This window comes from Arthrobacter sp. YD4 (assembly GCF_030410515.1).
Taxonomy (GTDB): Bacteria; Actinomycetota; Actinomycetes; order Actinomycetales; family Micrococcaceae; genus Arthrobacter.
Genome location: NZ_JAUHHD010000003.1, coordinates 553,613 through 574,479, shown reverse-complemented (window position 1 = coordinate 574,479; position 20,867 = coordinate 553,613). Strand labels below are relative to the sequence as shown.

At 68.6% G+C, this 20,867-nt stretch carries 20 protein-coding genes and 1 tRNA gene; 12 read left to right on the top strand and 9 right to left on the bottom strand.

All coding sequences use genetic code 11. The features are described from left to right. Positions 1 to 164: 164 nt before the first annotated feature. The 5 genes from QWJ39_RS11190 to QWJ39_RS11170 form a co-directional block, all read right to left on the bottom strand. Entirely contained in the window at positions 165 to 1,292 is a 1,128-nt protein-coding gene (locus QWJ39_RS11190; RefSeq protein ID WP_290257863.1) for an aromatic acid exporter family protein, read from the bottom strand. A 111-nt stretch (positions 1,293 to 1,403) separates the two neighbouring features. Then, positions 1,404 to 2,588 (bottom strand): serine hydrolase domain-containing protein, encoded by a 1,185-nt coding sequence (locus QWJ39_RS11185; protein WP_290257862.1) that lies wholly within the window; start codon positions 2,586 to 2,588, stop codon positions 1,404 to 1,406. A gap of 2 nt (positions 2,589 to 2,590) precedes the next feature. Next, positions 2,591 to 3,655, bottom strand: coding sequence for a glutathione S-transferase family protein (locus tag QWJ39_RS11180; protein WP_290257861.1), 1,065 nt, complete (start codon positions 3,653 to 3,655; stop codon positions 2,591 to 2,593). 39 nt (positions 3,656 to 3,694) lie between these two features. Further along, positions 3,695 to 4,486 (bottom strand): M50 family metallopeptidase, encoded by a 792-nt coding sequence (locus tag QWJ39_RS11175; protein ID WP_290257860.1) that lies wholly within the window; start codon positions 4,484 to 4,486, stop codon positions 3,695 to 3,697. A 7-nt stretch (positions 4,487 to 4,493) separates the two neighbouring features. Beyond that, complete coding sequence (locus tag QWJ39_RS11170) at positions 4,494 to 4,847, bottom strand: TraR/DksA C4-type zinc finger protein (protein ID WP_290257859.1); 354 nt, start codon at positions 4,845 to 4,847, stop codon at positions 4,494 to 4,496. A 129-nt stretch (positions 4,848 to 4,976) separates the two neighbouring features. Here QWJ39_RS11170 and QWJ39_RS11165 point away from each other — a divergent pair, with 129 nt between their 5' ends. Next, a complete protein-coding gene (locus QWJ39_RS11165) occupies positions 4,977 to 5,456 on the top strand; it encodes a hemerythrin domain-containing protein (protein ID WP_290257858.1) in 480 nt (159 codons plus the stop codon). A gap of 144 nt (positions 5,457 to 5,600) precedes the next feature. Next, positions 5,601 to 6,233: a GNAT family protein gene (locus QWJ39_RS11160; protein WP_290257857.1), complete on the top strand. Its 633-nt coding sequence runs from the start codon at positions 5,601 to 5,603 to the stop codon at positions 6,231 to 6,233. A gap of 174 nt (positions 6,234 to 6,407) precedes the next feature. On the opposite strand, the gene QWJ39_RS11155 is transcribed toward QWJ39_RS11160, so the two are convergent. Next, positions 6,408 to 6,490: transfer RNA gene (locus QWJ39_RS11155), tRNA-Leu, on the bottom strand. Between the two features lie 151 nt (positions 6,491 to 6,641). Between QWJ39_RS11155 and QWJ39_RS11150 the strand changes: the two genes are divergently transcribed. Together QWJ39_RS11150 and QWJ39_RS11145 are read left to right on the top strand one after the other, a co-directional pair. Beyond that, positions 6,642 to 7,946 carry a M20/M25/M40 family metallo-hydrolase gene (locus tag QWJ39_RS11150; RefSeq protein WP_290257856.1) on the top strand — a complete coding sequence of 435 codons (1,305 nt, stop codon included), beginning with the start codon at positions 6,642 to 6,644 and terminating at the stop codon, positions 7,944 to 7,946. Between the two features lie 38 nt (positions 7,947 to 7,984). After that, the gene (locus QWJ39_RS11145; RefSeq protein WP_290257855.1) at positions 7,985 to 9,145 is read left to right on the top strand and encodes an acyl-CoA dehydrogenase family protein; all 1,161 of its coding nucleotides are present in this window, start codon (positions 7,985 to 7,987) and stop codon (positions 9,143 to 9,145) included. 36 nt (positions 9,146 to 9,181) lie between these two features. Here QWJ39_RS11145 and QWJ39_RS11140 read toward each other — a convergent pair whose 3' ends face one another. After that, positions 9,182 to 9,415 (bottom strand): DUF5703 family protein, encoded by a 234-nt coding sequence (locus QWJ39_RS11140; protein ID WP_290257854.1) that lies wholly within the window; start codon positions 9,413 to 9,415, stop codon positions 9,182 to 9,184. Positions 9,416 to 9,454: 39 nt separating this feature from the next. Between QWJ39_RS11140 and QWJ39_RS11135 the strand changes: the two genes are divergently transcribed. Continuing rightward, entirely contained in the window at positions 9,455 to 9,730 is a 276-nt protein-coding gene (locus tag QWJ39_RS11135; protein ID WP_290257853.1) for a hypothetical protein, read from the top strand. A 95-nt stretch (positions 9,731 to 9,825) separates the two neighbouring features. Next, a complete protein-coding gene (locus QWJ39_RS11130; protein WP_356903273.1) occupies positions 9,826 to 11,397 on the top strand; it encodes a DUF222 domain-containing protein in 1,572 nt (523 codons plus the stop codon). A 212-nt stretch (positions 11,398 to 11,609) separates the two neighbouring features. Here QWJ39_RS11130 and QWJ39_RS11125 read toward each other — a convergent pair whose 3' ends face one another. Next, on the bottom strand, positions 11,610 to 12,545 hold the full coding sequence (locus QWJ39_RS11125; protein WP_290257851.1) for an aldo/keto reductase: 936 nt from the start codon (positions 12,543 to 12,545) through the stop codon (positions 11,610 to 11,612). A gap of 51 nt (positions 12,546 to 12,596) precedes the next feature. On the opposite strand from QWJ39_RS11125, the gene QWJ39_RS11120 reads away from it, so the two are divergent. Together QWJ39_RS11120 and mshC are read left to right on the top strand one after the other, a co-directional pair. After that, entirely contained in the window at positions 12,597 to 13,430 is an 834-nt protein-coding gene (locus QWJ39_RS11120) for an undecaprenyl-diphosphate phosphatase (protein WP_290257850.1), read from the top strand. Positions 13,431 to 13,445: 15 nt separating this feature from the next. After that, positions 13,446 to 14,747, top strand: coding sequence for a cysteine--1-D-myo-inosityl 2-amino-2-deoxy-alpha-D-glucopyranoside ligase (gene mshC / locus QWJ39_RS11115; protein ID WP_290257849.1), 1,302 nt, complete (start codon positions 13,446 to 13,448; stop codon positions 14,745 to 14,747). A 69-nt stretch (positions 14,748 to 14,816) separates the two neighbouring features. Here the strand turns inward: mshC and QWJ39_RS11110 are convergent, their stop codons facing one another. Beyond that, complete coding sequence (locus QWJ39_RS11110) at positions 14,817 to 15,722, bottom strand: PAC2 family protein (RefSeq protein ID WP_290257848.1); 906 nt, start codon at positions 15,720 to 15,722, stop codon at positions 14,817 to 14,819. Between the two features lie 154 nt (positions 15,723 to 15,876). On the opposite strand from QWJ39_RS11110, the gene QWJ39_RS11105 reads away from it, so the two are divergent. The 4 genes from QWJ39_RS11105 to arc all read left to right on the top strand — a co-directional run bounded on the left by QWJ39_RS11105 (position 15,877) and on the right by arc (position 20,855). Continuing rightward, positions 15,877 to 16,617, top strand: coding sequence for an HAD family phosphatase (locus QWJ39_RS11105; RefSeq protein ID WP_290257847.1), 741 nt, complete (start codon positions 15,877 to 15,879; stop codon positions 16,615 to 16,617). Then, positions 16,610 to 17,794 (top strand): site-2 protease family protein, encoded by a 1,185-nt coding sequence (locus QWJ39_RS11100; RefSeq protein ID WP_290257846.1) that lies wholly within the window; start codon positions 16,610 to 16,612, stop codon positions 17,792 to 17,794. The genes QWJ39_RS11105 and QWJ39_RS11100 overlap by 8 nt, the downstream gene beginning before the upstream one ends. Before the next feature lie 136 nt (positions 17,795 to 17,930). Further along, entirely contained in the window at positions 17,931 to 18,980 is a 1,050-nt protein-coding gene (locus QWJ39_RS11095; RefSeq protein WP_290257845.1) for a tRNA (adenine-N1)-methyltransferase, read from the top strand. A gap of 81 nt (positions 18,981 to 19,061) precedes the next feature. Next, the gene (gene arc / locus QWJ39_RS11090) at positions 19,062 to 20,855 is read left to right on the top strand and encodes a proteasome ATPase (protein WP_290257844.1); all 1,794 of its coding nucleotides are present in this window, start codon (positions 19,062 to 19,064) and stop codon (positions 20,853 to 20,855) included. Positions 20,856 to 20,867 lie beyond the last annotated feature (12 nt).

Here is a 20,867-nt window from a genome sequence, read left to right as displayed (position 1 = left end):
AACAAAAAATGCTGCTTTCTCCTGATCCGAGTACCTCCGATGGCACTTCGATTCACCACTTAAACGCGACACGGTCGTTGCAACTCCCAATAACGGGTGTTGCAACGACCGCTAGAAGCCGCCGTGGGGGCGGCCGCCGTCGTTCGTTAAGGACTCCCGGGCTCTTAGTCCCGGGCGGAGGACTTCACTACCCGCAGCATGCGGTGCAGGCTGAGCAGGACGGACTCGACGGCGTTCGGGGCCCCGGGGGTGTGGTCGCCGTTGGAGACCTGTTGCGTCAGCGTGTCGACGGCGGCGTCGGCCTCAGCGATGCGCTCGGCCTGCCGTTCGGAGTCCTCTTCTTCCGTGGACCGGAGGACGTCGCCCACGCGGGCCATGGCGGCGGCGAGCGGCGCTTCCTGGCCGGACGGGATCACGAACGGGTGGTCGCTGGCCCAGATGACGTCGGAGAGGACCTGGGTGACGTCCTGGATGTGGAACGTCAGCCGTTCGAGGTCACGCAGGTCGCGGTAGTCCGCGTCCACGTCGCGGGGGTGCAGCCGGCGCCGCGGATTGGCGCGCCGGCTCGCGTCCGCCTTCTGCACCGCGGCGCGGACCGAGCGGGTGTGGGCGGCGAGCGCATCGGAGCGGCGGGCCCAATCCTCGTGTTCGGGCGGCCAGTTCTCCTCCAGCGCCGTCGCCATGTCCCACAGCTGCCGGGCCAGGGCCAGCCGCAGTTCGGCGAGGCTCAGGGCGGCGGCCTTGAAGTGCAGGGGCGGGAAGACCAGCAGGTTCACCACGATCCCCACGGTCACGCCGACGCCCATTTGGACCAGGTAGCCGAAGGAGAAGCTGTCCGGGTTGTGGCCGCCCACCAGCAGCACGAGCAGCGCCGCCGTCGGAATCCAGTCGCTGCCGGAACCGATCTTGGGCAGGCCGGCCAGGACCACGCCAAGGCCCATCACCAGGGCAACGGTGAACGGGGACGGCTGGCCGAGGCTGAAAAGCATGAAGGCCAGGCCAATGCCGATCGCCAGGCCCACGAGGGTCTGCACCCCCTGGCGCATCGAACCCGACACGTTCTCATACATGGCCACGAGGGCGCCCAGCGGGGCGTAGTACGGGTAGTCCGCGGCGGAGCCGGGCATGAACGGTGCGATGGCGAAGGCGATACCCGCGGCCAACGCCGCCTTGATGGCCAGCTGCAGCCGCGGCCAGAGCAGGGCCGCGGACACGCTGGCCCGCACCGCGCGAAGCGCCTTATCGAACCGGGAGGGGTGGCTCGCGCCGTCGGTATTCTCGTCACTAGCCATCCGGCCCACCCTAGGGTCCGGGGCGGCCTGCGACAACTGGACTAATCGTCGTCGCGGCCGGTACCGCCGGCGCCGGGGCGGGCTCCACCCTGGGATTCCAGGTCGGCGGCCTTACACGTCGGCGGAGGCGCAGGCCTTCCGGATCGCCGCGGACAACCGCTGTGCCCTGCCGTTGGTGCGGCCCTCCTCGGCGCGGTGCGGGACATAGCCGAAGCCGATCCCGTAAGCCGGGTCCGCGTAGCCGAGGGCTGCGTTGGCGCCCTCGTGCCCGAACGCGAGGGCGCTGCCGAAGTCGCGGTCCGGCTGCGGTTTCATGAAGACGACGGCGAACGCGTTGCTTTGCGCCGAGCAGCGGTCCAGTCCCCACACCTGTTCCTCTGCCATGATGCCGACCGTGGCGGGGGTGAGGAAGGCCGGGCCGCCGTCGACGCCGGTGAGCGCCGCGGCGTAGAGGCGGGCCAGCCCGTCCGCGGAGCCCACGCCACCGGCGCTGCTCATGCCGCCGGCGCGGATGGTGCGGTGGTTGGGAAGCTCCATGATGGTGCTCACCGGCGCGTTGCTGGTGATCCCTTCCAGGCTGAACGGGTCCGCCGGCGGCTCTTCGTCATAGGGGACGTCCACGTAGCGGGTTTCCTGGTCCTCGGGAAGGCCCAGGAAGAAGTCCACGCCGTGGGGCCGCCGGATCCGTTCGTCGAAGAGTTCCTGCAGGCTGGTCCCCGTCACGCGGCGGCAGAGTTCCTCCATCAGGATCCCGATGGTGAGGGCGTGGTAGCCGAAGGCCGTCCCGGGCCGCCAGAGCGGCACCTCGGCGGCGAGGCGGCGCCCGCCTTCCGCCGTCGGGAAATCGGCGAGCGTCAGGCCGCCGCGGATTCCCGGGACCCCGGCCTGGTGCGAGAGGGCCTGGCGGACGGTGAGCGTGTCTTTGCCGTGCGCCCCGAAGTCCGGCCAGTAGCTGACCATCGGTGCGTCCAGGTCCAGGACACCGTCCTGGACCAGCAGGGCGATGACCAGTGCGCCCGCGCCCTTGGAGCACGAGTAGGTGCCGGTGATGCTGTCCGCGGCCAGTCCCGGCCCGCCGCTTAGCCCGAGGACCCTGGTGCCGTGCCGGTAGACGGCCAGCTGGGCGCTGTAGGCGGGGTCTTCGGCCAGGAACGTGTCGAAGAGCTCCCGGACGGCCGCGAACTCCGGCGCGGCGTGGCCAGTGGAAGCGGAAAAGCCGGATGTCGAGGCGTTAGCTGACGGGTTACCGGATCGGGGCGCGGTCGGTGAAGGGAAGCCGGGGTGTTGTTCCGCCACGGTCAGGCCGCGCCGTGGCCCGGGGCGACCTCTTCGCCGGCCTTGACGGGTCCCGGTGGCGTGCCGTTGCCGAACGGGCGGCCGCCCAGGGCCTCCCGGCCGTGCGGGGTCAGCCAGACGGAGGTGTCCGGTCCCTTCGGCACGATTCCGGTGGGGTTGATGTCCTCATGAACGATGTAGTAGTGCTGCTTGATCTGGACGAAGTCCGTGGTGTCGCCGAACCCGGGGGTCTGGAAAAGGTCGCGGGCGTAGCCCCACAGGGCCGGCATCTCGCTCAGCTTCTGCCGGTTGCACTTGAAGTGGCCGTGGTAGACGGCGTCGAAGCGGGCCAGCGTGGTGAAGAGCCGGACATCCGCCTCGGTGATGGTGTCTCCCACCAGGTAGCGCTGGCCCGTAAGGCGCTCCTCGAGCCAGTCCAGGGCGGTCCAGAGCCGGTCGTAGGCGGCGTCGTAGGCCTCCTGGGAGCCGGCGAACCCGCAGCGGTAGACGCCGTTGTTGACCTCGGTGAAGACGCGCTTGTTTACTGCGTCGATCTCCTCCCGGAGGGCTTCCGGGTAGAGGTCCGGAGCGCCGTCGCGGTGGAACTCGGTCCACTCGGTGGAGAAGTCCAGGGTGATCTGCGGGAAGTTGTTCGTGACCACCCCGCCGCTCGGAATGTCCACGATCGCGGGGACGGTGATGCCGCGCGGGTAGTCCGGGAAGCGGCGGAAGTAGGCGTCCTGGATCCGTTCGATGCCGAGCACCGGGTCCTTGCCGTCCGGGTCCAGGTCGAAGGTCCAGGAGCGGGAGTCGTGGGTGGGTCCGGGCTGGCCCAGGGAGATGACGTCCTCGAGCCCCAGGAGGCGGCGGACGATGACCGTGCGGTTCGCCCAAGGGCAGGCCCGGGCGGCGATCAGCCGGTAGCGGCCCGCCTCCACCGGCCAGCCCGGTTCGCCGTTGGCGCCGGGGGCACCGTCACGGGTAATCCGGTCCTCGATGTAATTGGTGTCCCGGGTGAACTCTGCCCCTCCGGTGACATAGGCGCCCTTCGTGCTGAAGGCCTGGTTCGTCGTCGTGTCTTCGCTCATGCCCCCAGCCTAAGCCCGGGAGCACCGCGTTCCGGCAGCCTAGCCGGGCAGCGCCGCCAGCACCGGACCCATGGGCTGCCAGGCGGCCCACCACGCCGCCGCAACGACCACCGCGAAAAGCACCAGCCACACAGGCGCCGGGATGCGCGTGGCCCGCGCCAGCAGGTACGCGTCCGACGTCGACAGCCGGCTGCGGTGCCGGGTGTGGACAGCGGCAAGCTTGCCGAGGTCCCGGACTGAGGCGACCAGCAGGGCCAGCCCCAGCCCGATCATCACGTGGCCAATGAAGGACGGGGGAACGAAGAGCACCAGCAACACCGCGGCCAGGACGGCCACCGCGGTGATCAGGATGCCGATCCCGTTGCGGAGGAAGAGGAAGGAAGCGATCAGGATCAGGGTCCCCACCGACATCGCGGCCGGACCCCAGCCGGTGAACCCGCAGCACACCATGGCGGCGCCCACCACAGCGGGGACCGGGTAGCCCCAGAACGTGGACCACACGGCGGCGAGCGGCCGGCGGCTGTAGCTGGTGGTGGTGCCGGAGTGATCCAGGCTCAACCGGATGCCGCCGAGCCGCTGCCCGGTCATCAGCGCGGCGAACGCGTGGCCGAGTTCGTGGGTGACGGTCGCCAGCAGGCCGAAGTAACGCCAGCTGGCCCGGGGGATGGAGACGGCGACGGCGACGCCGATCACCAGCCACAGTTCGGTGGCGGTCACGACGGGGGAGGGAGCATGGCCGAACCCGGCGATGATGCGGTCCCACCAGGTCCCGGCGGCATCGGCTGCCGTGAGGTTCAGTAAGGGGGCGGCAGCGGCGGCTGTCGGATGCATGAAGGGGCTAGGCCTTTCCGGAGGAATGGGTGATGCAGTACGGAGTCCACGGCCGGGCCTCGAGCCGGCCCTCGGCGATGGGGCCGCCGCAGACTTCGCAGATGCCGTAGCGGCCCTCGTCCATCCGCAGCAGCGCGGCCTCGATCTGTGCGAGGCTGTCGCGGCTCTGTGCCATGAGAGCCGAGGCCTGGGAGAGCTCGAAGGCGATGGTCGAACCCTCGGGGTCGTGCTCGTCGTCGACGTTGGCGTCCTGCCGGGCCGCGTTGACGGAGCTGATGTCCCGGCGCAGTGCCGGGAGTAAAGCCAGTTTGCGGTCCCGCTCCTCGGTCAGGAGGCGCCGGAAGTGTTCGAGGTCAACCATAGGCAGTAACGCTAGCGCGGCCGGCCGGGAACAACCCAAACACGGGCCCAACGGTCCTGTCCTGCGCGCGGGCGCCGGACCTACAGTGGGCGCACCGTCCCGGATCCTCCTACCGGAGAGGGAGATGCCATGACCACCGACGACGACGCGGCCCTCGCTGCCGTCACCGCCCACCACGCCGGGATGCACCGGCGCCTGGAGAAGCTTACGGAGGCTCTCATCCATGCGGTGGCTTCCGGGGACACGGTAGGGGAGCACGAGGCACATGCCGTCCTGGTCGAATGGTGTGAGGACGAGCTCCTCCCGCACGCGCTCGCAGAGGAGGATGCACTGTACGCGGGGGCGGCTGCGCTGCCGGAGGGCACGCTGCTGGTCGACGGGTTGCTCGCGGAGCATCGGGTGATCGTCGGCCTGCTGGAGGAGTTGAGGGCCGTCCACGGCGTGGCGGCCGCCGTCGTCGCCGGTGCCCTGCAGCGCGTCTTCTCGTTGCACCTGGACAAGGAAAACCGGCTCCTGCTGCCGTTGATCGCCGCCACTCCGGGCCTTAGCCTGGCCAGCAGCGCAGCGGGCCTGCACGAGCTGCGGGGCGAGGCTCACGGGGCCATCTGAACCGCCCGCCGGAGGGTCCGCCAGCGTGTCGTTGCGCACGGTGCCGCCGGGGTGATAATTTCTCTTGCCGCCGCAATTCTGCACATAAAAACGGCCTTCGACACCACCCTCCCCGTCGCTTCACCGCGCACGAGAAAGGCCGCAATGGCGCTGCTCATCCCCGACACTCTGCCGAGCCTGGAAACAGTCACGGGCAGGTTCGTCCTTGCACCGTTTACCGCACTGGACATCGAGCCCCTGGCCCGGCTCCTCGGCCAGGAGGTGATCTGGTCACAGGGCTTCAGCGACAGCGAAGCACGGCCACTGGGGGATGCCGAACTGACGGCCTTCGTGGAGCGCCGGTTCTCCGGACTGCAGATCTTCTCGGTGTATCAGAAGCTGCCGGAAGGCCAGTCCCGGTTCGTCGGCACCACGGGCATCACCTCCTACGACGGCAATACCGAGTGCGTCAAGATTGGCCGGACCGTGCTGGACCCGCAGCTGTGGGGCGCCAAGGTTAACCACGAGGTCAAGATCACGCTGCTGGACTGGCTGTTCTCCTGCGGTGCCGGGCGGATCGAGTGCGACGTCGACGCCCGCAACCAGCGGTCCCTCTCCTCCCTGGTGCGCTTCGGTTTCACGGCCGAGGGCACCCGACGCCGGTCCTCCCGCAACCTTGAGGGGCTGTGGCGCGACTTCGTCATCCTGTCGCTGCTGACCGAGGAGTGGCCCGGCCTGCGGCCCCGCGTGCTGGCAGCGCTGTCAGGGCAGGACGCAGCGGGGCTGCTGGGGGTCTAGGGGGTTCTGGGCGCCTGTGGACCGTGGCCCATCGGCCCGAAGGCCGCGCACGCGAGGGTGCGCGGCCTTTTCCATGCCCTGACACTGTCGTTGCACCGGGCTCTCATGTTTGCCGCCGTGTTAAACAAAGAAATGCCCCGGAATTCGCAGTGAATTCCGGGGCATTTCCCTTTGTGCGCGGAGGGGGACTTGAACCCCCACCCCCTTTCGAGGACTAGCACCTCAAGCTAGCGCGTCTGCCATTCCGCCACCCGCGCAGGTGGTATTTCCGGGAAGATTTCCGCCTCTCGGCGTTTTGCTTTTCTCGGAAGCAGCGAGAAAGACTCTAGCACGGGGATTCGGAAAACAAATAATCGGGGCTTGTGGGTAGGCTGAACGGAGCACTGAGCCACTGCCACGAGGAGCGAGATGACGAACATTCGGCCCGAAGATGAAGTCGTCCGGATCTGCCAGGAGCTGATCCGGATCGACACCTCGAACTACGGTGACGGATCCGGTCCGGGGGAGCGGGCCGCGGCCGAATACACCGCCGGCCTCATCTCCGAGGTAGGGCTGGAAGCCGAGATCTTCGAGTCCGCCCCGGGCCGCGCCAATGTCGTCACCCGCATGGCCGGCGAGGATCCCTCCGCGTCCGCCCTGGTGGTGCACGGCCACCTCGACGTCGTGCCCGCCCTGCGCGAGCAGTGGTCCGTGGACCCGTTCGGTGCCGAGCTCAAGGATGGCCTGATCTGGGGCCGCGGCGCCGTGGACATGAAGGACATGGACGCCATGATCCTCTCGGTCCTTCGAGACTTTGCCCGCACCGGCCGCAAACCCAAGCGCGACATCATCTTCGCGTTCTTCGCCGACGAGGAGGCCGGCGGCGCGTACGGCGCCCGCTACGCCGTCGACAACCGCCCCGAACTCTTCGAGGGCGCCACCGAGGCGATCTCCGAGGTGGGCGGTTTCTCTGCCACCATCGGCGGGCAGCGCACCTACCTGCTGCAGACCGCCGAGAAGGGCATCTCCTGGCTGCGCCTCCTGGCCCACGGACGCGCGGGCCACGGCTCGCAGATCAACACGGACAACGCCGTTACCCGGCTGGCCGCCGCCGTCACCCGGATCGGCGAATACCGCTGGCCGATTGAGCTGACGCCCACCACCCGCCAGTTCCTCGACGGCGTCACCGAGCTCACCGGCGTCGAATTCGATCCCGACGATCCGGACAAGATCCTCAAGGAACTCGGCACCGTGGCCCGTTTCGTCGGCGCGACGCTGCAGAACACCACCAACCCCACCCTGCTCAAGGGCGGCTACAAGCACAACGTCATCCCCGAGTCGGCGGAGGCCCTGGTGGACTGCCGCACGCTGCCCGGCCAGCAGGACCAGGTCCTCGAGATCGTCCGCGAACTTGCCGGCACCGGCGTCGACGTCAGCTACGTCCACAACGACGTCTCCCTGGAGGTCCCGTTCGCCGGGAACCTGGTGGATTCCATGATCGATGCGCTGCACTCCGAGGACCCGGGCGCGAAGGTGCTGCCGTACACGCTCTCCGGCGGCACGGACAACAAGTCGCTAAGCCGGCTGGGGATCACCGGCTACGGCTTCGCACCGCTGATGCTGCCGGAGGAGCTGGACTTCACCGGCATGTTCCACGGCGTCGACGAAAGAGTGCCGGCCGATTCGCTGAAATTCGGCGCGCGGGTGCTGAACACCCTGCTGACCAACTACTAGACGCCACCGCCGCCCCCGACAGAAGGCCACTGCACGCCATGAGACCCGAAGACATCCTCCCCGACGCGCTGCTGGAAAGGATCCGCGCCCGGGCGGCCGGCTACGACCGCGACAACGCCTTCTTCACCGAAGACCTGCAGGACCTTGCCGACGCCGGGTACCTCAAGATCTTCGTGCCGGCGTCCGACGGCGGGCTGGGACTCGGGTTGTCGGGGGCGGCGCAACTGCAGCGGCGGCTCGCGACGGCGGCACCGGCGACCGCCCTGGCGATCAACATGCACCTGGTGTGGACCGGCGTCGCCCACGTCCTGGCCGCCCGCGGGGATTCCTCCCTGGACTTCATCCTGAAGGAGGCGGCGCAGGGGGAGATCTTCGCGTTCGGGAACTCGGAGGCCGGCAACGACTCCGTGCTCCTCGACTCCCGCACCGAGGCCGCGCCGCAGCCGGACGGCGGCTATGCCTTCACCGGGCGTAAGATCTTTACCAGCCTCTCGCCGGCCTGGACCCGGCTGGGGATCTTCGGCAAGGACGCCTCGGCCCGGGACGGCGAGGGCGAACTGGTGCATGGTTTCATCCACCGGGATACGCCCGGCTACCGGATCCTCTCCGACTGGGACACGCTGGGAATGCGCGCCAGCCAGTCCAACACCACGCTGCTCGAGGGCGCCGCGGTGCCGCCGGAGCGGATTTTTCGGAAGCTGCCGGTGGGACCCAATGCGGACCCGCTGATTTTCGCCATTTTCGCCTGTTTTGAGACGCTCCTCGCGGCCGTGTACACCGGTCTGGGGGAGCGCGCGCTGCAGCTGGGCGTGGAGGCGGTCAAGCGGCGCACCTCGTACAAGAACGGCGGCCGCAGCTACGCCCAGGACCCGGACATCCGTTGGAAGGTCGCGGAGGCGGCGATGGCCATGGATGCCCTCTACCCCTACCTCGCCGCGGTGGCGGCCGACGTCGACGCCCTAGCGGACCACGGCGGCCAGTGGTTCCCCAAGCTGGTGGGCGTCAAGGTGCGCGCCACGGAGACCGCCCGCACGGTAGTGGACCTGGCGATCCGAGTTTCGGGCGGGTCCAGCTACTTCCGCGGCTCGGAGCTGGAGCGGCTCTACCGGGACGTGCTGGCCGGGATGTTCCACCCGTCCGACGACGAGTCGGCGCACAACACGGTGGCGAACTCGTGGCTGGGACCGGCGGAGGGGTAGCGGGTTCCTTGGGGGCCGCTTAGCGGTTTTTGGGGTCTAGACGGTCCGCTGGACCTGGATGACCTTGCGGCGGAGCCAGAAGCGCCGGCTCCCGCCGACGTAGAGGACACTGCGTTCCAATTCCCACTTGCCGTATTCGGAATGGGCGGCCAGCAGGCGGCGCGCCTCGGGCAGGGAATCCTCAGGGCTGACCGTCAGTACGAGGTATTCGTACTGCCGTGCATAGTCCCGTTCCCGACGGACCGAGCTGTTCAGAAAATGTTCCCTCATCGCTCTCCATATTCGTCTTTTTCGGGCTAACGTGAAGTCATGAGCATCGATCCGCGTGTCGCGCTTCAGTCACTCACTTCCGCTTTGGAGGAGCATCTGGCCGCCGCAGCGTCGAAGCGTAGCGACGGTGATCCGGCGGTGGAGGCGGCGTTCTTTGCCGTTGCCGATGCCTTTGAAGTCTACGACGACTCTCTGTACGAAGCGTATGGCGAAGTCACACCGTTGGAGGTCCTCGACGAGGACGATGACGAAGATGACGACGACGAGCGTGAGGCCGTCGACGACGAGGAAGACCTCGAGCTCCTCCAGGACTAGGGGAGCCCCTTAGCTCATTTAGCCGGTTGCGCCGGTTCCGCCCCCTTTCGCGGTCAGCGGCCCATAATGTCAGACCCCCTTGGCATTGTTAGTGCATGGGAACTCCCTCGGCGCTTTCGCTTCTTCCGGCTTACCGGCCGGTCGCTGGCGGGTTCGGCGGTATTGCGTTGGGGGATATCGCCGCTTCGCTGCGGGAGGTCTGCATGGCGGCGGTCGACGACGCTGGGGTGCTGGGTTTCGCCGAGGCGGCGGCTTTCGCCGGGGATGTGGAGGAGCTCGCCCGGGCGGTGGAGTTCTTGCAGGTTGTTGCTGCGGGAGCCGTCGACCGAACGCGCACTCAAGCCGCCGCAGACTCAACCGATGCTTCTGATCGCTCAAAGCCTGGGCCGGTGGGTGACGGGTATCGGCGGACCACGGACTTCCTGCGAGACCGTCTACGCATCAGTACCGCCGAGGCGCACCGGCGACTGTGCCTTGCCGGGGAACTTCTGCCCCGGGTTGGGTTGTCCGGCCAGCCGATCCCGGCCGTTCATGAGGAACTGGCCGCGGCGTTCGCGGGAGGGGAGGTCCCGTCCCGGTCGGCGACCATCATCACCCAGGCACTGGACCGGGTCCGGGTTCTGTCCGACCCTGCCACCTTGGCCCGGATGGAAGAAGTCCTGACCACGCTCGCGGCGGTTCATGACCCGGACTTCCTGACCCGGGTCGCCCGCCGCTGGATCGACGGCCTCGACCAGGACGGCACCGAACCCACCGAAGAACTCCTCCGCCAACTCCAGGGTGCGTTCATCCGCCGTCCCCGGCACGGACTCCAGCACCTGGAAATCTTCGCCACCACCGACCAGTTCGAACACCTCCTCACGGTGATGAACACCGCGACCAACCCACGAACAGCCGCGACCGTTCCCGGCGCAGTGGATGCCAGCGGGACCACCCCGGCCGCTGCCGACAAAGCCGCCGCTGAAGGCTGCATAGTTTCGCCGGAGGAGGCCTTCGCCACCGGACCGGGAGTCTCCGAGGAACGGCTGGATCTCCGGACCCGTCCGCAACTGCTGCTCGACGGCCTGGTCGGCGCCTGCAAGGCCGCCCTCGCCACCGGTGGGCTCCCCGCCGCGGGCGGATTCCGCCCTCAGGTCATGGTCACTATCGACTACCGCGACCTCCTCACCCGCCTCACCACCGACTCCGGCATCGGGGATCAAACAGCCGGCGAAGGGATGACGGCTTCCGGGACCCTGGGTCTGGCCGGGACCGGGACGCTGGCCTTCACCGGACCCGTCACCGCCGCCACCATCCGCAAGATCGCGTGCGACGCGGACATCATTCCCGTCCTCCTCGGCAGCGAGGGCCGGGTCCTGGACATCGGGAGGACGAGCAGAATCTTCCTGCCCCACATCCGCAAAGCCATCACCGCCCGCGACAAAGGCTGCACTTTCCGCGGCTGCACCATCCCAGCACCTTGGTGCGAGGCCCACCACATCGACTACTGGTCCCGCGGCGGCCCAACCAGCACAGACAACGGTGTCCTGTTGTGTGCCCACCACCATCACCTGATCCACAAAGAACAATGGACCATCCAATCCCGCGCCGGGACTCCCTGGTACATCCCGCCACCCCACCTCGACCCCCACCAAAAACCCCGACAAAACCACTACTTCACGTTGTGAAGATGCGAATGATTGAAACGGCAGTCCTGGTGCGTGGACGGAGCCGCGAGCGGGCGGGAGGCGGCGGGCGAGGAGGCGCGATGATCTACAGGGCGCTTCCTTTCGAATGGCATACCGGGAGCAATTGCTTCCGAGGCGAGCACCGCGGTATTCGAGACGCCTAGATGCAGCGCAGGAATGGAGACCGTCCGGCGTCGACGGCCCGAAAAGCCCTACGCCGGGCTGGAGACGTCCTCGAGTGCCACTGCGATCTCCGGCGGCAGGGGTGCGAGCGTGGCATCGAGGATTTCCTTCAACTGCACCGGAGTGCGCGCGCCCACCACCGCGGTCGCCACGCCGTGCTGGGACAACAGCCAGCTCAGGGAGACGTCCAGGATGCTGCGGCCCAGGCCCTTCGCCGCCATGGCAACCGCCTCGACCACGCTGGAGGAGCTTCCCTCCAGGTACGGCTCGACGTACGCCGCCAGCTTCGACTGGGCGGCGCGGGAGTCGGCCGGGATGTGGCCGCGGTATTTGCCCGTCAGCACGCCGCGTCCCAGGGGAGCCCACGCCATCAGGCCCAGGCCGGCGTCCTCAACCGCGGGAATCAGCTCGGCCTCGGCCTTGCGCTGCAGCAGCGAATACTCGGCCTGGCTGGCCACCAGCGGGAACCCGGCCACCGCCGCGGCCTTCGCGGTCTGCCAGCCGGAGTAGTTGGAGACGCCGGCGTAGCGCACCCGGCCGGAGCGGACCGCGTACTCCAGCGCAGCCAGGGTCTCGTCCAGCGGGACGTTCGGATCCCAGGCCTGCGCGAACCACAGGTCCACATAGTCGGTGCCCAGCCGGGCCAAGGAGGCGTCGAGGCTGGAGAGGAGGGCGTTGCGTGAGGTGTCCACGCTGTGGCGTGCGCCCGACGTCGTCAGCCCCGCCTTGGTGGAGATGACCACCTCGCTGCGCGCCACGACGTCGTTGAGCATGCTGCCGAGCATCGCCTCGGCCCGGCCGCCGGCGTAGGAAGCCGCGGTGTCGATCAGGGTGCCGCCGCCATCGACAAAGGTATGGAGCAGGGCAGCGGCATCCTGCTCATCGGTCTCACCGGCCCAGGACATGGTGCCAAGGGACAGGGACGAGACACGCAACCCACTGTTGCCGACATAACGCTGCTGCATGCCTGCAAGCTTACGGTGCTTCGGCCGGCCGTACCGGTAGGGTCTATAAACGTGAACTGGATAGAAGCGGCCTTTCTGGGCCTTGTGCAGGGACTGACAGAGTTCCTCCCGATTTCCTCAAGCGCCCACCTTCGGATCGTCGGGGAGTTCCTCCCGGACGCCTCGGACCCCGGAGCCGCCTTTACCGCCATCACACAGCTGGGCACCGAGACGGCCGTGATCGTCTACTTCTGGCGCGACATCGTCCGGATCGTGAAGGCGTGGTTCGGCTCGCTCACCGGCAAGGTCTCCCGCCAGGACCCCGACGCGCGGATGGGCTGGCTGGTCATCCTCGGCAGCCTCCCCATCATCGTCCTCGGCCTGCTCTTCCAGGACCAGATCGAATCCGTGCTGCGCAGCCTCTGGATCGTCGCGACCATGCTGATCGTCTTCGGCATGATCCTCGCTGTCGCCGACGCCACCGGCCGGCAGGAGCGCGACCTCAGCCGGCTCACCTACAAGCACGGCATCCTCTACGGGTTCGCCCAGGCCCTCGCGCTTATCCCGGGCGTGTCCCGCTCCGGCGGCACCATCACCGCGGGCCTCTTCATGGGCTACACCCGCGAGGCCGCCGCCCGATACTCCTTCCTCCTGGCCATCCCCGCCGTCTTCGGCAGCGGCCTCTACCAGCTCTATAAGGTGCTCACCAAGGAAGGCCTCAGCGGCCCCTACGGCCTCCCCGAAACGGGCCTGGCCACCGTAATCGCGTTCGTGGTGGGCTACGTCATCATCGGCTGGTTCCTCAAGTACGTTTCCACCCGCAGCTACCGGCTCTTCGTCTGGTACCGCATCCTCCTGGGCCTGGCACTGTACCTACTGCTCGGTTTCAATGTCATCAGCGCCTAGCACTAGGCTTGGTCTGTGAAATCCTGGACCTCCCGCCCCGTTCCCCAACTGCCGGGCGCCATGCCCGCCGTGCGTCTCTTCGACACCGCCCAGGGCGGCCCCACCGCCCAGGGCGGCCCCGTGACCCTCGACGCGGCGGGGGAGCAGTCCATGTACGTCTGCGGCATCACGCCCTACGACGCCACCCACATGGGGCACGCTGCCAGCTACGTCGCCTTTGACCTGCTCAACCGGGCTTGGCGCGACGGCGGACAGACGGTCGCCTACGTCCAGAACGTCACCGACGTCGACGACCCCCTGCTGGAGCGCGCGACGGCGACCGGCGTCGACTGGCGCGACCTCGCCGCCAGCCAGATCGAGCTCTTCCAGACGGACATGGAAGCCCTCAACGTCCTCGCCCCGGATGACTACATCGGCGCGGTTGAGGCCATCCCGCTGATTGTCCCCGCCATCGAGTCCCTGCTTGGGCGCGGCCTGGCGTACCGGGTTCCCGGCAACGACGGCGAGCCCGACGGCGACGTCTACTACGACGTCGAAGCCGCCGGCAAGCATTCGGCCGAGGACGCCGATGCCTGGACCCTTGGCTGCGTGTCGCACCTCTCCGACGCCGAGATGCTCGAGCTCTTCGCCGAGCGTGGTGGCGACCCGGGCCGCGCCGGCAAGCGGCAGGCCCTGGACCCGCTGCTCTGGCGTGTTGCCCGCGACGGTGAGCCCAGCTGGGCCGGCGGCGATCTGGGGGAGGGCCGCCCCGGCTGGCACATCGAGTGCACCGTCATCGCGCAGAAGTACCTGCCCGCACCCTTCACCGTCCAGGGCGGCGGCTCGGACCTGGTCTTCCCACACCACGAAATGGGTGCCGGCCACGCCTACTCCCTGACCGGGACGCCGCTGGCGAAGCACTTCGCACACGCCGGAATGGTGGGGCTCGACGGCGAGAAGATGAGCAAGTCCAAGGGCAACCTGGTGCTCGTCTCCAAGCTCCGCGCCGCCGGCGAGGAACCGGCCGCCATCCGCCTGGCCATCCTGGCCCACCACTACCGCAGCGACTGGTCCTGGACGGCCGAAGGCTTCGGGGAAGCCAAGCGCCGCCTCGATTCCTGGCGCAAGGCGCTCCAGTCCGCGCCCGCAGGGTCCGCCAAGGCCCTGATCGAACAGATGCGCGCCGCTCTCTCGGACGACCTCAACGCCCCTGAGGCACTGGCCGCCGTCGACGCCTGGGCCGGTGCCGCCCTCGCCGCCGGAGACACCCCGGCCTCGGCCACCGACGCCGCTCTGGTGTCCGACGCCGTCAACGCCCTGCTCGGCCTCGAGCTCTAGGCAACCGCCAACGCAAAGCGCCGGCGCCCCTCTGGCAGGGGCGCCGGCGCTTTGCAGTTTAAGCAGGGCCTACGGCTTGTCCTTGCCGCGGCGCTTCAGGTACCGCTCGAACTCCCGGGCGATCGACTCGCCGCTGGCCTCGGGCAGGTCGGCGGTGTCCTTGGCCTCCTCGAGCTGGCGTACGTAGGCCGCGATCTCGGGATCTTCAGTGGCCAACTCGTCCACGCCGCGCTCCCACGCGTCAGCGTCCTCCACCAGCTCCTGTGTGTCCAGCGGAAGCTGCAGCAGCTCCTCGATCCTGTGCAGCAGCGCCAGCTGGGCCTTCGGCGACGGCGCCTGCGCCACATAGTGCGGCACGGCGGCCCAGAGGGAGATGGTCGGCAACCCGGCCAGCAGCGCCACCTCGGACAGGACGCCGACAATCCCCACCGGGCCCTCGTACTGCGAGGCCTCCAGGTCCATTCGCTCCCGCAGCGCGGCGTCGTCGGTCGAGGCGCTGACCGGGATGGGACGGCTGTGCGGCACGTCCGCCAGGAGCGCCCCCACCAGGATGACGTAGTCGACGTTCAGCGCCTCGGCGTGGACCAGGAGTTCGGCGGTGTAGGCGCGCCACTTATAGGACGGCTCGGTGCCCTGGACGAAGATCACGTCCACGTTCGAGCCCGGCACGCTGGCCTTGAAGATCCGGGTGGAGGGCCACTTGATCTTGCGGTCGCCGGAAGCGGTCCGGCGGATGACCGGGCGGGTGAACTGGAAGTCGTAGTACTCGTCCGCGTCGATGGTGCCGACCTTTTTGCCGCCCCAGAGCTTGTTCAGGTAGCGCAGGGCGTCGCTGGCGGCCTCGCCGGCGTCGTTCCAGCCCTCGAACGCCGCCAGCATCACCGTGATCCGCTGGCCTTCCGGGACGGGCTGCAGCAACCGTTCCGGCTCAGGCAGGGCGTCCGTTTCCGGGGTGTCCGACTCGAAGCTATTCATGACTTCACCCTACGTCCAAGTTCCGGACGAATGCAGTCAGGCCGGGCCCCTGAGTCCGTCGTCTTCGCCCTCGGCGTAGCGGTCCGCGCGAGGGGGCGGGCCCGTACGCCGCCGCGGAATCGGCCCTCGGACAGCGCACCGTAGACTGGAAGACATGCGATCGCCAGCCTCCACGCCCCTGCTCAAAGCCGCTCTCTGGGACATGGACGGCACCATCGTAGACACCGAGCAGTACTGGATCGCCGCCGAGCACGCGCTGGTCGAGGAACACGGCGGCCAGTGGTCGCACGAACAAGCCATGCAGCTGGTGGGCCAGTCCCTGGTGTTCTCCGCCGGCCTCCTGCAGGACGCGGGCGTGCGGCTGGAAATCCGCGAGATCATCGACACTCTCACCGGGCATGTGGTCAGCCAGGTCCGCGAGGAGGTGCCGTGGCGCCCGGGAGCCCGCGAACTGCTCGACGAACTGCACACCGCCGGCATCCGCTGCGCACTCGTGACCATGTCCGAGGCGCCGCTCGCGCGTGAAATCGTGGCCAGCCTGCCCAAGCCCTACTTCGAGTTCCTTGTCACCGGAGACACCGTCACCCAGGGCAAGCCCCACCCGGAGGCCTACCTCAAGGCCGTGGAACTGCTGCAGGAGGCCGACCCGGAGCTGGGACTGCAGCACTGCGTGGCCCTCGAAGACTCCGCCCCGGGCGTCGCCGCAGCGGTCGCCTCCGGCGTCACCACGGTGGCCATCCCGCACATCGTTCCGTTGCCGGAAGATCCCCGCCGCGCCACCTGGGACACCCTGGCCGGCCGCACCGTCGCGGACCTCCAGGAACTCGTAACCCTGCGCCACGCAACCACCCCGGCACCCGCCCCGGCCTTCAGCGGCGGTGGCCGCAATGACTGAACCGTCCGGGCCCCCGGCAGGCAGGGAGCGCACCGACAAACCGGCCGAGGACAAGCCGTTCTCCCTGCGCGGCGGCATTCCGCTCGGCCGGATCGCCGGCATCCCCGTCATCCTGGCCTATTCCTGGTTCGCGATCGCCGCGTTTACCGTGATCGCCTACGGCCCGGTGCTGGCGCACAACAACCCCCGGCTCGGCGCCACCGCCTACCTCGTGGCGTTCGCCTATGCCGTGCTGCTGCTCATCTCGGTGCTGGTCCATGAACTGGCCCACGCCCTGACCGCCCGGATGTACCGCTGGCCCACCAGCAAGATCGTCCTTAACCTATGGGGCGGCCACACCCAGTTCGAGGAGTTCACCGCCTCGCCCGGGAAGTCCGTGCTGGTGGCCATGGCCGGCCCCGTCGCGAACCTGGTCCTGGCCGGCGCCGGCTGGCTGGTGGTCTCCGGCGGCCAGCTGACGGGCGTCGCGGACACCCTGGCGAACATCTTCGTGTGGGCCAACCTCCTGATCGGCATTTTCAACGTGCTGCCCGGCCTTCCGCTCGACGGTGGCCGCCTGGTGGAATCCGCCGTGTGGAAGGCCACCGGCAGCCACGAGAAGGGCACCATCGCCGCCGGCTGGGCGGGCCGGATCATCGTGGCGGCTCTGGTCATCTGGTTCGTGGCGCTTCCCCTGCTCAGCGGCAACCGGCCGGACACCTCCCTGCTGTTGATCACGCTCTTGGTGGGGAGCTTCCTCTGGCTCGGCGCCACCGCCTCGATCCAGCAGGCCCGGTACCGTAGCCGGCTCCCGCTCGTGGCAGCGGCCGCACTGGCCGAACCGGCCATCGGCCTACCCGCCGCAACCAGCGTCGCCGAGGTGCTGCGGTTCTCGCCCGCCGGCAGCCCCGCCGTCGTCCTCTACGGCCCCGACGGCCGTCCCTCCGCCGTCGTCGACCCCGCTTCCGCCGCGCAGGTTCCCGCCGATCTTGCCGACACGACGCCGGCGACGGCGGTCGCGTACCCGCTCACGGCCGGCGCCTACGTCAAGGGGACGGACCGGGGCGCGGAACTCCTGACGTACCTCGCGCAACTGGAGGGCTCGGACTACGCGGTGATCGACGACGCCGGGCGCGTCACCGGCCTACTGCGCCAGCTGACCGTCCTCAACACCCTCACCGGCAAACAGCGCGGCTGACTGTCACCGGACCACCCGAAACCCCCAAGCGGGCCGGAAACCGGTAGAGTTACCTGCCGGCCGTGAATCTCCGGCCAACCCACGGGCCGCCGCCGAATCTGCGGCCACCCAGCGTCACAGGAGCGAGGAACATCCCATGAGCAGCGACACCGCCGCCAACGCCACCCCTCACGGGGACGTCCCCCCGCTGACCCCGGCCGGTGCAAACCGCCGCCGAGGTCCGTTCCGGGTGGGCGAGCGGGTGCAGCTGACCGACGAACGCGGCCGGATGAACACCATCAGCCTCGAGACCGGCGGCGCGTTCCACACCCACCGCGGCTTCCTCAACCACGACGAGATCATCGGCAAGCCGGACGGCTCCGTGGTGGTCAACAACGTCGGCCAGCAGTACCAGACCCTGCGGCCGCTGCTCTCGGACTTCGTCCTCTCCATGCCGCGCGGCGCGGCGGTCGTCTACCCCAAGGACGCCGCCCAGATCGTCACCATGGCGGACATCTTCCCCGGCGCCCGCGTCGTCGAGGCCGGCGTCGGTTCCGGCGCGCTGTCGATCTCACTGCTCCGCGCGGTGGGCGACAACGGCTACCTGCACTCCTTTGAACGGCGCGAAGAGTTCGCCGACATCGCCCGCGGCAACGTCGAAACCATCTTCGGCGGCCCGCACCCGGCCTGGCAGATCACCCTGGGCGACTTCCAGGAACAGGTCGTCAAGACCGAGGAACCCGGCTCCGTGGACCGCGTGGTGCTGGACATGCTGGCGCCCTGGGAATGCCTCGACGCCGTCGCCACAGTCCTGGCGCCCGGGGGCGTCTGGATCAACTACGTCGCCACCGTGACGCAGCTGTCCCGCACCGCCGAGGCCATCCGCGCCGACGGCCGCTTCACCGAACCCGATGCCTGGGAATCCATGGTCCGCGGCTGGCACCTTGAGGGCCTGGCTGTCCGCCCGGACCACCGCATGGTGGCCCACACCGGCTTCCTGCTGGTCACCCGCCGCCTCGCCGACGGCGTCACCGGTATCTCCGTCAAGCGCCGCCCGTCCAAGACCGAGTTCGACGCCGAAGACGTCAACGCCTGGACCCCCGGCGCCGTGGGGGAGCGGGCCGTGTCGGATAAGAAGCTGCGGCGCGCGGCCCGTGACGCGATCGCCGGCACCAACGTGGTGGACGGCCCCGAGGTCACGAACTAGTCCGTATTTCGGAAGTCTTCCCCGGCGTCGGCCCTCTTCGCGTTATGGTCTTAATAGCTGTACTGAAGGGGCTGATGCACGATGGAGACTCCGAACACCGACCAGGGCCGCACGCCCGATGAGCAGTTCCCCGCCGCCGTAGGGCAGCAGGGGAACACCGGGGACGCGGCACGCACCGCCGCCGAGGCCACCGTTGCCGAGCGGCAAATCAACATCCTCCGCGACAAGCTGCGCCACATCGACCGGCAGCTTGCGGCCGCCACGCAGAACAACGCCAAGCTCGTGGGGATGCTGGAGACGGCCAAGGCCGAGATCCTTCGGCTGAAGAACGCCCTCGACCAGGAGGGCCAGCCGCCCTACAGCTTTGGCACCATCCTGCAGCTGAACCCGAAACGGCACGTTCCCAACGGCGGCGGCCAGGCCACCACCGAGGAATCGGTAGACATCTTCAATGCCGGCCGCAAGATGCGCGTGGGAATCAGCCCGCTGGTCAACATCAGCCAGCTGGCGGTCGGCCAGGAGGTGCTCCTCAACGAGGCGCTGCTGGTGGTGGCCGGCCTCGGCTACGAACGCGCCGGCGAACTGGTCACCCTTAAGGAACTGCTCGGCTCAGACCGCGCCCTGGTGGTGGGCCGTGCCGACGAGGAACGCGTCGTCCGGCTCTCCGGCTCGCTGCTGACCCGGAAACTCCGTGTGGGCGACGCGCTCTCGGTCGACACCCGCACCGGCTACGCCCTGGAGAAGATTCCGCGGTCCGAGGTGGAGAACCTGGTCCTCGAGGAAGTCCCGGACATCACCTACCAGGACATCGGCGGCCTGGGCCCGCAGATCGAGCAGATCCGCGACGCCGTCGAACTGCCGTTCCTGCACCCGGACCTGTACCGCGAGCACGGGCTCAAGGCCCCCAAGGGCATCCTGCTCTATGGCCCTCCCGGCTGCGGCAAGACCCTGATCGCCAAGGCCGTGGCCAACTCCCTGGCCGCACGCGCCGCGGAACGCGCCGGCAAGAGCGACATGAAGAGCTACTTCCTGAACATCAAGGGCCCGGAGCTGCTGGACAAGTACGTCGGCGAGACCGAACGGCACATCCGGCTCATCTTTGCCCGCGCCCGGGAGAAGGCCTCCGACGGCAGCCCCGTCGTCGTCTTCTTCGATGAGATGGATTCGCTCTTCCGCACCCGCGGCACCGGCATCTCCTCCGACGTCGAAACCACGATCGTGCCGCAGCTGCTGAGCGAGATCGACGGCGTGGAGCGCCTGGACAACGTGATCGTGATCGGCGCATCGAACCGCGAGGACATGATCGACCCGGCCATCCTGCGCCCCGGCCGGCTGGACGTCAAGGTGAAGATCCAGCGGCCCGACGCCGAGGCCGCCGCGGACATCTTCAACAAATACATCACCACGGACCTGCCGTTCCACGAGTCCGACATCGCCGAGCACCACGGCGACGTCCAAGCCACCGTGGACGCCATGATCCAGCGCACCGTCGAGGCGATGTACTCCACCGAAAAGTCCAACGAATACCTCGAGGTTACCTACGCCAACGGCGACACCGAGATGCTCTACTTCAAGGACTTCAACTCCGGCGCCGTCGTCCAGAACGTGGTGGACCGGGCCAAGAAGTCCGCCATCAAGGACCTGCTCACCACCGGCCAGAAGGGCCTGCGGATCGACCACCTCCTGCACGCCGTGGTGGACGAATTCCGCGAGCACGAGGACATGCCCAACACCACCAACCCGGATGACTGGGCCCGGATCTCCGGCAAGAAGGGAGAACGCATCACGTATATCCGCACCATCGTCCAAGGCAAGGCCGGCCAGGAACCCGGCAAGACAATCGAGACGATGCCCACCACAGGCCAGTACCTGTGACGGCTGGCCCCG